Source organism: Sporomusa rhizae, from assembly GCF_041428845.1.
Lineage (GTDB): Bacteria > Bacillota > Negativicutes > Sporomusales > Sporomusaceae > Sporomusa > Sporomusa rhizae.
Genome location: NZ_CP156925.1, coordinates 3,929,889 through 3,943,015 on the forward strand (window position 1 = coordinate 3,929,889; position 13,127 = coordinate 3,943,015).

General features: G+C 40.9%; 13 protein-coding genes. 3 read left to right on the forward strand and 10 right to left on the reverse strand.

Annotation, left to right across the window (positions count from 1 at the left end; translation table 11 throughout):
• Window positions 1–63 precede the first annotated feature (63 nt).
• Both ltrA and SRRS_RS18630 read right to left on the reverse strand, forming a co-directional pair.
• Window positions 64–1,446 carry a group II intron reverse transcriptase/maturase gene (gene ltrA / locus SRRS_RS18625; protein ID WP_371361643.1) on the reverse strand — a complete coding sequence of 461 codons (1,383 nt, stop codon included), beginning with the start codon at window positions 1,444–1,446 and terminating at the stop codon, window positions 64–66.
• 1,188 nt (window positions 1,447–2,634) lie between these two features.
• A complete protein-coding gene (locus SRRS_RS18630; RefSeq protein ID WP_371362612.1) occupies window positions 2,635–3,207 on the reverse strand; it encodes a helix-turn-helix domain-containing protein in 573 nt (190 codons plus the stop codon).
• A 254-nt stretch (window positions 3,208–3,461) separates the two neighbouring features.
• Here SRRS_RS18630 and SRRS_RS18635 point away from each other — a divergent pair, with 254 nt between their 5' ends.
• Window positions 3,462–4,148, forward strand: coding sequence for an AzlC family ABC transporter permease (locus SRRS_RS18635; RefSeq protein WP_371362614.1), 687 nt, complete (start codon window positions 3,462–3,464; stop codon window positions 4,146–4,148).
• Window positions 4,141–4,458 carry an AzlD domain-containing protein gene (locus tag SRRS_RS18640; RefSeq protein WP_371362616.1) on the forward strand — a complete coding sequence of 106 codons (318 nt, stop codon included), beginning with the start codon at window positions 4,141–4,143 and terminating at the stop codon, window positions 4,456–4,458. The genes SRRS_RS18635 and SRRS_RS18640 overlap by 8 nt, the downstream gene beginning before the upstream one ends.
• A gap of 93 nt (window positions 4,459–4,551) precedes the next feature.
• On the opposite strand, the gene SRRS_RS18645 is transcribed toward SRRS_RS18640, so the two are convergent.
• The 8 genes from SRRS_RS18645 to SRRS_RS18680 form a co-directional block, all read right to left on the reverse strand.
• Complete coding sequence (locus tag SRRS_RS18645) at window positions 4,552–5,298, reverse strand: methyl-accepting chemotaxis protein (RefSeq protein WP_371362617.1); 747 nt, start codon at window positions 5,296–5,298, stop codon at window positions 4,552–4,554.
• A gap of 8 nt (window positions 5,299–5,306) precedes the next feature.
• Window positions 5,307–6,128 carry a cache domain-containing protein gene (locus tag SRRS_RS18650; RefSeq protein WP_371362618.1) on the reverse strand — a complete coding sequence of 274 codons (822 nt, stop codon included), beginning with the start codon at window positions 6,126–6,128 and terminating at the stop codon, window positions 5,307–5,309.
• Complete coding sequence (locus SRRS_RS18655) at window positions 6,125–7,261, reverse strand: alanine racemase (RefSeq protein WP_371362619.1); 1,137 nt, start codon at window positions 7,259–7,261, stop codon at window positions 6,125–6,127. The genes SRRS_RS18650 and SRRS_RS18655 overlap by 4 nt, the downstream gene beginning before the upstream one ends.
• 58 nt (window positions 7,262–7,319) lie before the next feature.
• The gene (locus SRRS_RS18660; protein ID WP_371362621.1) at window positions 7,320–8,939 is read right to left on the reverse strand and encodes an amidohydrolase family protein; all 1,620 of its coding nucleotides are present in this window, start codon (window positions 8,937–8,939) and stop codon (window positions 7,320–7,322) included.
• A complete protein-coding gene (locus SRRS_RS18665; protein WP_371362622.1) occupies window positions 8,932–9,612 on the reverse strand; it encodes a hypothetical protein in 681 nt (226 codons plus the stop codon). Before SRRS_RS18665 ends, SRRS_RS18660 begins: the two co-directional genes overlap by 8 nt.
• A gap of 23 nt (window positions 9,613–9,635) precedes the next feature.
• Complete coding sequence (locus SRRS_RS18670) at window positions 9,636–10,334, reverse strand: DUF5058 family protein (protein ID WP_371362624.1); 699 nt, start codon at window positions 10,332–10,334, stop codon at window positions 9,636–9,638.
• A gap of 18 nt (window positions 10,335–10,352) precedes the next feature.
• Window positions 10,353–10,730, reverse strand: a complete 378-nt coding sequence (locus SRRS_RS18675; RefSeq protein ID WP_371362626.1) for a RidA family protein — start codon at window positions 10,728–10,730, stop codon at window positions 10,353–10,355.
• Window positions 10,731–10,810: 80 nt separating this feature from the next.
• Complete coding sequence (locus SRRS_RS18680) at window positions 10,811–12,157, reverse strand: D-serine ammonia-lyase (RefSeq protein WP_371362628.1); 1,347 nt, start codon at window positions 12,155–12,157, stop codon at window positions 10,811–10,813.
• 390 nt (window positions 12,158–12,547) lie between these two features.
• On the opposite strand from SRRS_RS18680, the gene SRRS_RS18685 reads away from it, so the two are divergent.
• Complete coding sequence (locus tag SRRS_RS18685; protein WP_371362630.1) at window positions 12,548–13,111, forward strand: helix-turn-helix domain-containing protein; 564 nt, start codon at window positions 12,548–12,550, stop codon at window positions 13,109–13,111.
• Window positions 13,112–13,127 lie beyond the last annotated feature (16 nt).

Consider the following 13,127-nt stretch of genomic DNA (forward strand, 5'->3'; position numbering starts at 1 on the left):
AATTTATTTAGCGACCTCTCACACCACCGTACGTACCGTTCGGTATACGGCGGTTCAATAATTTTAACGTAAATGAAATGCCTCGTATTTCTTCGCTATGTTCATATAGCCTAGAGATTCGAGGTATTTGTCTGTTAGTGTCCTTTGTAAAATAGCACTTCCCGCAACACGCCAATACCCTAACCGTGTATTGGCATACTGCCAAGCTCTATTCCTATCCAGTCCCAGCTTTTGTAGATTCACAAACTTAGTCTGAACTTTCTTCCATTGCTTCCATAGATACATTCGCAGCCTGCGCCGTATCCATTTGTTCATTTCTTTCATGTTATTGCTCATGTTTGCAATGGAAAAGTAGTTCAACCAGCCTGTTGTATATTTCCTCAGTTCTTGCAGTGTGTCTTGGATTGCCCACCCACGACTTCGGTTGGTTATTTCCTTGATCTTCTCTTTGAAACGTTTCAAGACTTTCCCATGCGGACGTATTCCGATTTGTCCCGCTACCTTATGCAATGCAAAGCCCAGAAACTTCACCCTCAGCGGACTGCCGATTTGGCTTTTCCGCTGATTTACTTGTAACTTCAAAGTTCCCTCAAGAAATTTCACACAACTCGCCATGACCCGCTTGGCTGCACGTTCCGTCCTGACATAGATATTGCAGTCATCTGCATATCTTACGAACTTATGTCCGCGCTTCTCCAGCAGTTGGTCAAATTTCGTCAGGTAGATATTGGATAGCAGTGGTGACAGGTTTCCTCCCTGCGGGGTTCCCGATGTACTGGGGCTGACTATACCGCCTTCCATGACTCCACTTTTCAGGTATTTCCGGATTAAGACGATGACTCGTTCATCCTTGATTTCTTCACGGAGCATGTTGATAAGCATGTCATGATTTACCGTATCGAAGTACTGCGCCAGGTCAATGTCTACTACTTTCGTGTATCCTGCCCTATAGTATGCTTCGGCTTGCTTTATCGCCTGATGCGCATTTCTGCCTACTCGAAAACCATAACTTCTTTCTGAAAATTTCTTTTCAAAGATGGGCGTTAACACTTGGGTTATGGCTTGTTGTATTAACCTGTCTAGTACGGTCGGTATTCCTAGCTTTCGGGTTCCTCCGTCCGGCTTAGGTATTTCTACCCTTCTCACGGGTTGAGGGGTGTATCTTCCGGTTCGCAGGGATTCAAGAAACTCTTCTTTATTGTCTTTCAGCCACTGCTTCATATCTCCAACCTGCATGCCATCCACTCCGCCTGCACCTTTCTTGCGCAGTACCTGGGCATATGCTGCATTGAGATTGTTTCGGTCTAGTATTTCTTCTAACAGATTTACGCGGTTCTCTTTTGCATCTTCCAGTGTCGTCATGCTCCGCGCTCCCTTGTTACTCTCTGCTTCCAGCATACCCTGGCAAGGGCAGCCCATTTTACTGGTTTTCTGCTCTCTTAACATGACTTCACCTTCCTTTGCTCAAGAACTCGATTATTGTTCAGTCCTTCTCGAAAAACTTCGGTACTATGACCTCTGCTGACTTCTCACAGTAAATCTTATTTCAACCATGCTTCGATTGAGTTATCTTCACATGTCTGTGAGATCTCCCCGGGTAAGAACGCAATCTTTCTCTCCATCTATCTGCCACATTTACAGCGCAAACTTTCGGATAGTTTCGGGCTTCGGTTTGTTATGCAACCTTACCCAGTTTACACTGCCTTATATGTGATTTCTGTTCGTCAGACCAGAGATTTGCCGCCGACTTCCTTCAGATTCCACCTCGCGGTGGACACCCTTGTCTTGAGCTATGCGCTTGGCACTATCTACCCGCGCTCGGGACTTTCACCCGTTAGATTGCGCCCATGCCGGGCGCACATAGAAATGCTGCTCCCGCTGTAAGCCGGGAGCAGCATTTTTTGTCTTACCTATTTAAAACACTTGGCCCATTCTGCCCTATCATTATATTGTTATGCGCTGTAATACATATTTCCATTAATTTTACCTAACGTCACATCATAATGATGCATAAGATATTATTAGAACCACAAAAAAAATTATCGGAGGTATAGTATGTCAAATAAATACAACGATACAGATTGGGAATATCCGGAAATGTCTGATTCCGATGATGATACCACATCGGAAGACTCTGCCAGACTCTGTCTCCCTTCAACATGTGCTCCACGACAATCTTGTAATCCACGCGCTTCCTGCATGCCGCTCTGTTTTCCTCGTCGTGTCTGCGCACCAAGACAAAATTGCAGCCCGCGCACTTCATGTATGCCCATCTGTTTCCCTAGCAGAACATGTGTCCCCCGGCCATGTCGTCCTATCTGATTTTAATCAAAACTCACTATCTGCCCTACAATTGCATCGCATAGGATGCACCAACGTAGCTACTACTTATATATAATAAACATGGATTTAAGCATAAATAATTGCTTGGCCAATCGCAAAAGCTCTTTAGTACTTTTTGTTGCGGATCGTTCTCGCCACCTATGACATTATGTAACTGCTCCCGGTAAAATCGGGAGCAGTATTATTTCGTAGAAAAAGCAAAAGTGTTAGACTGACCCGCTTTTAGTAGACACTTAGTGAAGTTAAAACTTCTGCGCGGGTTCTTGTCCTTTTTTACGTCGGTAGACAAACTTAAAGATTATTATAGGAAATAATAAAGTGCAAAATTGCCAAGTCTGAAGATGGGTTGACGTACTTATGGGGGCGATCCCCTTTAAAGCGAATAGAGTCATAGTCATCTAGTTTATACGTCTCACCGTCCACTTCCACGGTCAGCCGGCCGGACATAACGGTGATAAATTCCATCACTCCCTGTTGATGAGCTTCAGATAGATATTCTCCATGCGGCTGTAAGTATCCGCGGTAAAGCTCAATCATGCCATGAGAACGGAACAATGGCTCAGCGACAAACACATCGTTTGAACTGATTAGTTTCATCCCATCTTTTTTCCGGCTGATGGAAACCTCCGAATCTATAGATAGTAGAGCGGTTATTGGTACTTTTAGACCATTTGCGATTTTCCAAATTACCGACAACGTAGGATTGGCTTCCCCACGTTCGATATTGATCAATGTTAATTTGCTAACCCCGATTTGCTTGGCCAAGACGTCCATGCTAATTCCTCTATTTGTCCGGAATTGCCGTAAATTCGCACCAACATACCGTCCCACATTCCCTTCTTCCCAAGGGTTTTCCTTATTCATTTTATTCCCCCTATCAAGAGACCTTAGTATATTACATCGATATGGTATATTTTATTAATATTTTTAGTTTATTTTATTATACCATTATGATGTTTTTTATATTATAATAATATATAAGTTTATTTTATTATACCATCTAAGCGCATATTTCACTACAAAAGATACTCTTTTCGGGTATATGGTAAGGTAATAGGATAAATCTTTTTAATTCGGATAGTTAAAACAGCGAGTATAGGTAGGGGGCATTCTTTAAGATGGAAAAAAAGATGATAATGAGAACCGGTTTTACAGAAGCTTTACCACTGGCCATAGCCATTGCAGCATATGGTCTATCGTATGGTGTACTTGCCGCTCAAGCTAATTTGGGAGTAATAGGCGCGGTAGCAATGTCCCTGCTAGTGTTCTCGGGGTCTGCTCAAATGGTATCAGTTGCAATGTTAACTACAGGTGCAAGCCTAGGTAGTGTACTTTTCACCTCGGTTTTACTGAACCTTCGCAATTTATTATACGGAGCTGCTCTGGCGGAGGGCCTTGCCCCGGCGAAGAATTGGAAGTGGTTGTTAGCTTTTGGTGTTTCGGATGAGCCGTTTGTCTTAGGTACTTCCAGGTTTAAAAAATATGGACCGGATCCCCTTTATTTTGGCATAGTTACTGGCACTTTTTATCTGGCTTGGGCCTTTTCCACGCTCATGGGAGCTTTAATTGGGAATCAGATCGATCCGCAAAAATGGGGATTAGATTTAGCGTTCCCCGTTACTTTTATAGCGCTTCTTATGCCAAGTCTTAAAGATAAACCGGTAATCGCAACGGCGTTGACTGCTGTAATAATAACTTTGGGACTGGAGTATTCACTGCCGGGTAATGAATTTACGATCATTATTACGGGAGTTTTATCACCACTTGTTGGTCTTTATTTAGCGAGGAGGGGTCAAGATGCTTAATAATTGGATGCTCATTGTATTGCTGGCACTGTCCACATATATATCCCGAATCATCGGCCTCGAAATAATGGCAGGACGAGAAATGAGTCCACCTTGGCGATTATATTTTAACTATGTTCCGGTTGGCATTATCTCAGCCCTCATGGTAAAACAAATCCTCGTTCCCATTGACGGACAACTCGCTGTTTCCTTTCCGGTTCTTATGGGCTGCCTTTTTACAGCAATAACAATTAAATTAACAAGAAGGTTTCTTCCCTCTGTGATGTTTGGAGCAATGATTGGGTGGTTAACTCGCTATTTTATAAGTTAAGTTGAAATAATGTGAAAAACAAACAACCCGCGAAAAAACTCGCGGGTTGTTTGTTTTTAAACTTGGCTACAGCACCTGATCATAAAATTTTTACTAAATCTCAAATTTACTAATAGAACTTTGCAAATTTTGAGCTAAACGATCCAGTTCTCTACTTGAAGCCGCAATTTCTTCCATTGTTGCAGATTGCTCTTCGGTAGCAGCCGATACCATTTGCGACTGACTTACAGTGTTCTTGCTAATAATATCAATTTCGTGTATAGAAACAACAATTTTTTCGCTGCCACTTGCAATTTCTTGTATTGTAGACGAAATTTCTTGAATCTGTATTGAAACATCGTTGATTAATTTATAGATTTCACGGAAGCTTTGTCCTGCATGATTGACTACTTCGGTACCAACACAAACTTCTTTGGTACTTTCGTTCATGGCTGCAACAGCATTTTCGGTTTCTTGCCTTATTTCTAAAATAAGACCGGCAATCTTTTTAGCAGCATTTTGCGACTGCTCGGCCAACGTACGAACTTCCTCGGCTACAACCGCAAATCCACGCCCCTGTTCACCAGCTCTGGCCGCCTCAATAGCAGCATTAAGTGCGAGGAGATTAGTCTGCCCGGCAATATTGGAGATGGTATTCATTATCTCTCCTATTTCCTGTGATCTATCTCCTAAAGTACCCACAATTTTAGATGACCGAGCCGCAGTTTCTTCAATATTTTTCATTTGCATAATAACTTTTTCTACCGCTTCACTGCCTTCCTGAGCAGCTTTAGCTGATGCAGTGGAAGCAGAAGCAATTGAATTGGATTTTGAAACAATATGCTGGATAGTATCTGACATTTGTCCTACTACTGTAGCAGTTTTATCGACAGATGCTTGCTGTTTTTCAGCCCCAGCGACCAATTAACCCCGGGAATTGGAGCGTACGTCATCATTTTATTAGTACCCTCATCCAGATATCTCACCATCCCGGTTTCCCCTTTTACCATTCGCTCAGTTGCAGCCTTAAGTTCACCGGGAACATTATTGTTTTGCAGGGCATTAAAATTCATTGCAATCCCCTGATCGGCATGAAAAATGACCAACCCGTCACTTTGTACTACATAACCATATCCGCTTTGACCAACTTTTATATTTAACACTTTTTCCGTCAATCCCTCTACATCAATGGCTCCATAAAGAACCCCGGTCACAATACCGTTTACCTTAACAGGAACAGCAACGACGATATTCAAATGGCCGGAAGTTTTAGACGGAAAAGGATCAGCAATAAAAGTCTCCCCTTGCATTGCTTTTTTAAAATACTCACGCTCTTTAAGATTAACAGAAGTCCCTAATGTATTGATGACTTTACCATCAGGAAAAATATAACCAATGATAGAATATATATTTTTCTCTTTTGCAACGTTACTAATGAGAGGTAAAATACTCTCCGGATTGCCACTCCTTATTGCTGGTGTCATTGAAATAATCGAAAGTTCAGTCTTGCGCACCTCCAGCCAATCCCCAAGACTGTTGGCGCAATCTGTCGTCTGGCTTTTTATATCTTTTGTAATACTTTCGGTGATGATCTCTCTGGCCTTCCAGTAATTAATTCCCCCCAGAAAACTAAGTGCCAGGAAAAAAATCAAGAGTACAGTTATGGTCAATTTAGTTTGAATACTTTTCATAGACTCGCCTCAACATTTATTCCTATCTTTCGATTTGTTCCTCCTCTTGCATCAATATCTATCACTTTTTCCACAAATCCCTGCCGATGTCCGAATAAAAAGCTTGACATATTCACAGCAGCACATGCATGATTGGGAATAACCTCAATTTTATCGCCGACTTTTAAACTAGTCTGCTTAGTGGCTCTAATTTTGCCAACTTCCTCTGACAATCCTTCCACAATCAGTTCAGGATATTTCTTTACAATACCATATCCGCTTACCAGGGAAGCACTGTGCGCTCCCTTGTCTAAGCCAAAACACTTACTTCCCGCATCCATAATAAAGATATTTTCACTTGGATTAGCAATAATTGTTGCTAGTACCGTCAGCGCGCACCTTTCGATTGGAACTATGCCTAATGCGACTTGAATCGCATCATAGAAAATATAATTTCCTGGTCGTACGGTAGTAATCGTTTTATTATGCACAGCAAATGGCAGCGTTGGAGTACTGCCAGTGGCAACTATTTCTACGGCAAAGCCCGCTTTAACTAACAAATCTTTTGCCATTTCTAAAGCTTCTATTTCTTCTTTGGCAACTCTTTCAATATCAGATAGATTATTGATTCCATATACATGTCCCGGATGTGTGGAAACGCCCTTAAACGTTAAAGCGGATAATTTACTTAGTTCTCTTGCTAAATCCACAGCTTTATCCGGCTTAACCCCGAACCGGTGTAAACCACAATCGATAATAATTAGATAATCTATGTTCAACGTTTCCTTTACGAGTAAGTTTTGCATCTGCAAAGCCGCTTCAATTCCATCAAAGCTTGCAAGAATGTGGGCCTTTTTGGCAAGCTCAATCACTCTTTCAATATTTTCTATAGCTGCAACGGGATAGGCAAGGATAATTTCCTTAAAACCATGCTGCACCAATTTCTCTGCTTCATCAAGTGTCCCAACCAAAAATCCTGTAGCTCCATGATCTTTTTGCAGATTGGCAACCTCAATACTTTTATGTGTTTTCACCATAGGGCAGAGCATTTTGCTGTTAACTTTACATAATTCAGCCGTATCGCTAATATTTTGTTCCATTTTATCCAGATCAACCAAAAAGCTAGGAGTAGTAAGTTGGTTTATTCTTATCATATCTTGGTACCTCCAATTTCACAAAAAGATGAAGCCATTTAAGACTTCATCTTTTTTATTATCTACCTAGAACTTTTCCTGCATATACATCCTTCTGCAAGCCATGATCCACTACAACTTGTCCATTGACAATAACATTTTCAATACCTTGAGAATATTGTTTAGGATCTACATAAGTTGCCTTATCCTGCACTGTCTCGGGATTAAAAATGACAATATCAGCATAATAGTCTTCCTTTATAAGACCTCTAGCCTTAAGTCCCAATCTTTTAGCAGGCAAACTGGTCATTTTCTTGACTGCCTCTTCAAAAGATAGAATTTTCTTTTCACGTACGTATCTTCCCAAAAATCTCGTTGGAGTGCCAAACGCCCGGGGATGAGGTTTACCAAAAGACATAATGCCTTCTGCAGATAAACTCATAGCATCCGATCCAATCATAGCCCGGGGTTGACGCAGGAAGGTCATTACGTCTTCCTCTAACATAGCATAATAATTCATCTGAACCCGGCCGTTCTCTGCGATAAGCAAATCAAAGGCTGCATCATAAGGATCTTTCCCCTGCATTTCGCCAATCTCTGTAATAAATTTTCCTTCAAGATGTTTATTCTCTTCACTGCGTACAGATGATACAAAGAATTTTCCCCAACCGCCTGCAGATTTAACAAAATTTTGCCATCCTGGTAAACCTTCTGCAATTTCTTTACGGATTCTGCTGCAAATGCTCTGATCCTGTAACCGTTCAATCATTTTCGCAACTCCCCCTTCAAAAATCCAGGGAGGTAAGCAAGCGGAAAGAGAAGTTAACCCTGCGGTATACGGATAAATATCGTACGATACTTCAATGCCTGAACGCTCTGCCTGCGCCATACGTTCTAATACTAAATCTGTTTTTCCCAGCATATTCTGGCTTAAAAGTTTCAAATGAGAAATATGAACAGGTACCCCTGCTGTTCCACCGATCCAAAGGGCTTCGTCAATTGCATCCATAATGCCATCGCTTTCCGTGCGCATATGGGTACTATAGATGCCCTGATAAGGAATCATCATCTTACATAACTCCGCAATTTCTTCCTTCGAAGAATATTCACCAGGAAGATATACCAAACCGGAACTTAATCCTAGAGCTCCTTCCGACATAGCTGTATCAGTAATTTGCTGCATATCCTTTAATTCTGCAGCATTGGGCATTCCTTTTGCAAATCCCATAACTGCAATTCGCACAACACCTTGACCCAAGAGTGGAGCAAGATTGATGGATGGTGGATTTTCGTCAAACCAGTTTACATATTCTTTAAAACTTGTCCATGGCAACTCCAGATTAACCGGAATAGATCCAATAAGCCGGGTTCCCAGGTAATCAATTAAAAGCTGTCTATTTTCTTCCCGAACTGGAGCTACACAAATTCCGCAATTTCCGGTGACCTCTGTTGTTACGCCACTAAAAAGCTTGCTATTAGCGCGTCTATCATACTTAAACGACAAATCCGAATGAGTATGCATATCAATAAATCCAGGTGCCACCATATTGCCATTGGCATTGATTGTTTCGACGCTGTCCTGCGCACTCAGATCCCCTATTGCTACAATCTTATCTTTCACTATCCCAATATCGCCGGGGAAAGCAGCTTTACCACTTCCATCAATGATTAATCCATTAGTAATTTTCAAATCAAACATTTGCCCCACTCCTTTTTGCTTCACTCAAATATTGGATTCTTGCAATCACAATACCTGCGCCGATGATAGCTATATTAAGGAGCCATCCAGGAACTCCGAGTTTAATCGCCAAAAAACTAAAACCCAATGCAACTAGAATGGTGGCTGCGCCCATTTTTAAGTGTTTGCTGGCTAACTCCACATAAACTGCACCAAATACCGCGGGTAAAATTACTTTGAATGACGCTTTGATAAAGGCCGGTAAAATTTCAATAATATTCGCGCCTATAATGGTAAAAACAGTAATTACCGATACAGACAACAGTACCGACCCCGCAATACCAATCGTCGAGATAACATCCCCTTCCGGTGTACCCGCCTCATATCCAGAAACCTTCTGGGCCATGGTAACTGCCGGACACCTTAGATCCGCAACGCTGCCTGCTAACCAGCCGATGTATGAACCGCTTGTCCCCAACATACTAAAAAAGGTAAGTGGTTGAACCAGCCACGAAACACCAAAAGTTACAAGCGCTACCGTCCATATTTTCAAAATATCCTCAAGGGGCGGTATTTCTCCATATGCCATCCATAAATAGATTACCGGAGCAAAATTCGCAATAATGCCCGCACTCAATGTCACGGCTCCGATTTTTATCAACCGCGAATTTAAAGCAACCTTGTCATTATTCATTGTACCTCTCCTTTGCCCGAATTTTATGATATCGCCGTTGCCAGCATCATCCCTGCTATCATCGAAATACCAAGCGCTACCTCCTGCAGCCTTTGATACTTTCTGAATATTCTAGATATTATTAGCATGAAGCCTGCGGAAATAAACGCTGCATACCAGTTACCAATTTTAGCATTAACCAATTGCCCTGATAACAAAAATGCAAATAACCCTACACTTGCTCCTGTCATTAAATACTTTATCCACTTAGGATCATATTTCTGATTTAATTTGGTAACCATACCGCCCATTTGGGGCGTAAACAGTAAAGCGACCAGCATCCACCCCATATTATTAAGCGCCATTCCCCATAAAGAATACGTGTATGCTTTTAAATTAAACGCAGCGGATTGAGGATCGACCCCAATTACTTTTGCGGCTAATGTAATCATTGCCAATTCGGTCCGTGCAGCACCTATATCATTTAATCTCATCCATGCAGTAGGTGCACCTACCACAGCAATTAGTGCAAGAAGTACGATGACGGGAGCCAACGCCGGTCCAAGGGCTGTAATCATTGCCGATCTCATGCCTGCATAACACTTTTCCCGGGGCATATTTAGTTTTTCCGCTGTTTTAAACGCTTCACGCAAATAAATAAGACTTTGAAACAGTATCACAATAACTATTATGCTTGAAGCAAACCACATACCCGGACTGTTCATAACTGTTTTTAAATCCACAAATAACCCCCCTTTTTTTTACTTGACTAACGCGATTGCTTCTATTTCAACCAACACATCCTTAGGAAGTCGAGCAACTTCCACACAGGAACGGGCCGGAGGATTTTCAGCGAAAGCAGTCCCATATACTTCATTTACAAGTGCAAAATCATTCATATTTTTTATAAAAATAGTGGTTTTAACGACATCGGCTAATGTTTTTCCCTCAGCAGCTAATATAGCCTTTATATTGTCCAATGATTGCTGCGTTTGTTCTTTTATAGAACTAGCAACTTCACCCGTGGCAGGATTGACCGGAATTTGTCCAGATACAAATAAAAAACCATTGGCGGCAATAGCTTGAGAGTATGGCCCGATTGCTTTTGGTGCTTTTTCCGTATTTACTATTTTTTTCATTTTGCAAACCTTCTTTCTAGTTATTTGTATAAATTTCTAATACCCTGCTTTTCCTTAAGCACACGTACGATTTCAGCAACTTACACACCTTGTTGGTAAAATTTATCCATTTCCGTTTTTGGCACCATACTTCCTCCGGTTGCCCAAGTTATCTGTGTAGCGCCAGGCATTTTATCTAAGAGATTTCTTTCCTTCAGGAATCTTCTGCCTGATTTCGTTGCCATCAATTGCATAGGCCCAAAAAATCCAGCTAAAGCAGATGGTTCCAAAAACTTATTTTCGGAGTCAGCTAACATTTTTAGCAGCAGATAAAGATGTTCATCTTGCACAGTAAATACACCCGCGATATCCCGTTCCAAAATTCTTCCAACCAATCCAGAGGGTCTACCAACAGCTAGGCCGTCTGCAGCAGTACGATTATCAATGCCAAAATCTTGTACGGCTATTTTTTCATGCAAACCTGTCATCAAACCGAGTAACATTGCCGGCGAATGAGTGGGTTCTGCAAAAAAGCAATGAACATTTTCTTTAAATATTGATTTCAGGCCAAAAGTAACACCCCCAGGCCCTCCGCCAACGCCACAAGGTAAATGTACGATAAGTGGATGTTCTTCATCGACAACTATATTAAGATTTATTAATTGCTGCTGTAATCTTTTAGCAGCTACCGCATATCCCAAGAAAAGGTGACGTGAACTTTCATCATCAATAAAATAACTCTTAGAATCCTGCTCGGCTTCTTTACGCCCCGCTTCAACTGCCTGAGAATAATCAGCAGTATGTTCAACTACAATTACGCCTTTACTCCGAAGCATATCCTTCTTCCATTGCTTCGCCTCCACAGACATATGCACAACTACTCGAAATCCCAGTGCTGCCCCCATAATTCCAATGCTCAAACCTAAATTTCCCGTAGAGCCAACAACAATTGTGTATTCTTGAAACAGGTTTCGAAAATCATCATTTTTTAATATTGAATAATCATCTGTCCACGATAAGTTAGTATGTTTCGTTGCAATGGCTTCTGCCAAATAGAGTACTTCATACACGCCTCCCCTCGCTTTTATTGAGCCGGAAATTGGAAGATGACTATCAAATTTTGCGCATAATTTTCCTGGAATGTTTAAGCCGCATAATTCACTAAGTTTTTGCTGCATGTTCGGAATGAACGCAAGAGGAGATTCAATGATGCCATTACTCTGTTCAGTTTCCGGAAAAGCCTTCATAATAAATGGTGCAAATCTAGCAAGTCTTGCTTCGGCATCTTGAATATCTTTTTCCGTAATAGAATGAAGAGATTCTTCTTGTTTATTTCCATAAAGCGGATTCACCCAAAATACCTCGCGGGTACTCATCAAATCCTCGATAAGTGGGAACTCCGCTTTCCATTCTTCGATTTTTTTCTCCAAAACAGTAGAATTTTTCATATAGCCCTCCGATGATTCAGTTTAAGTAAATCAGATATTGCGGTCATCAACTATCAATGTCTTTCCATAAAACTTTCAACCATATTTAATTATATTTTACATTAGTTAAATGTGATTGAATTGTTTAATCACATTTAATATACATCATGTCCCTACTATTTGCAATAGTATAAAAAATAAAATTTTTCTTTATTTGTAATATTTTAAAATTCATCTTTATACTAGATTTTAAAAGACAAAAATAGCATTTTGGTTAATAATCAACCTATATAAGTCACCATACTAATTTAATAAAGAAAACTCGCTATACATGGTTGTTAAATAATACAAGTTTTGATAATATTAAATTGTATTGAACACAATAAAATCTTGTTAGGAGAATATACTTACATGCAAAATACCGACGACAGTGTCGAACTTGGACAAAGAATTGCTGCTGCAAGAACTAGTAAAAACCTTAGCCTACGTCAATTGGCTGAAAGGATAAATGTTACGCCTTCATTGTTAAGCCAAATTGAACGCGGACTTGCAAATCCATCACTTAATACGCTTCGTATGATTGCAGTTTCTTTGGATATACCCCTTTTTAGTCTTTTTACTGAACCTGCAAATGTTGATAAATTAATTACCCGTGCCAACAATCGCAAAAAAATCATATTTCCGCATAGTAATTGGGAATATACACTGCTTTCCCCAGATCTAAGCGGAGCAATTGAAATGGTTTTAATGACTATCCCTCCTCATGCCCAATCCTCGGAGATTCCTTTATCCCATACAGGAGAGGAAATTGCCTACGTATTGTCTGGTACTGTTACACTTTATCTTGAGGACTCCATGGAAACACTCGAAAAAGGTGATAGTGTAAAAATCCCCCCCGGCTCACGTCATATGTGGAAAAATGACAACAGCTCCAATGCCGACGTAATCTTTGCCGTAACTCCGCCGGATTTTTAACTGTTAACCAAGGCAG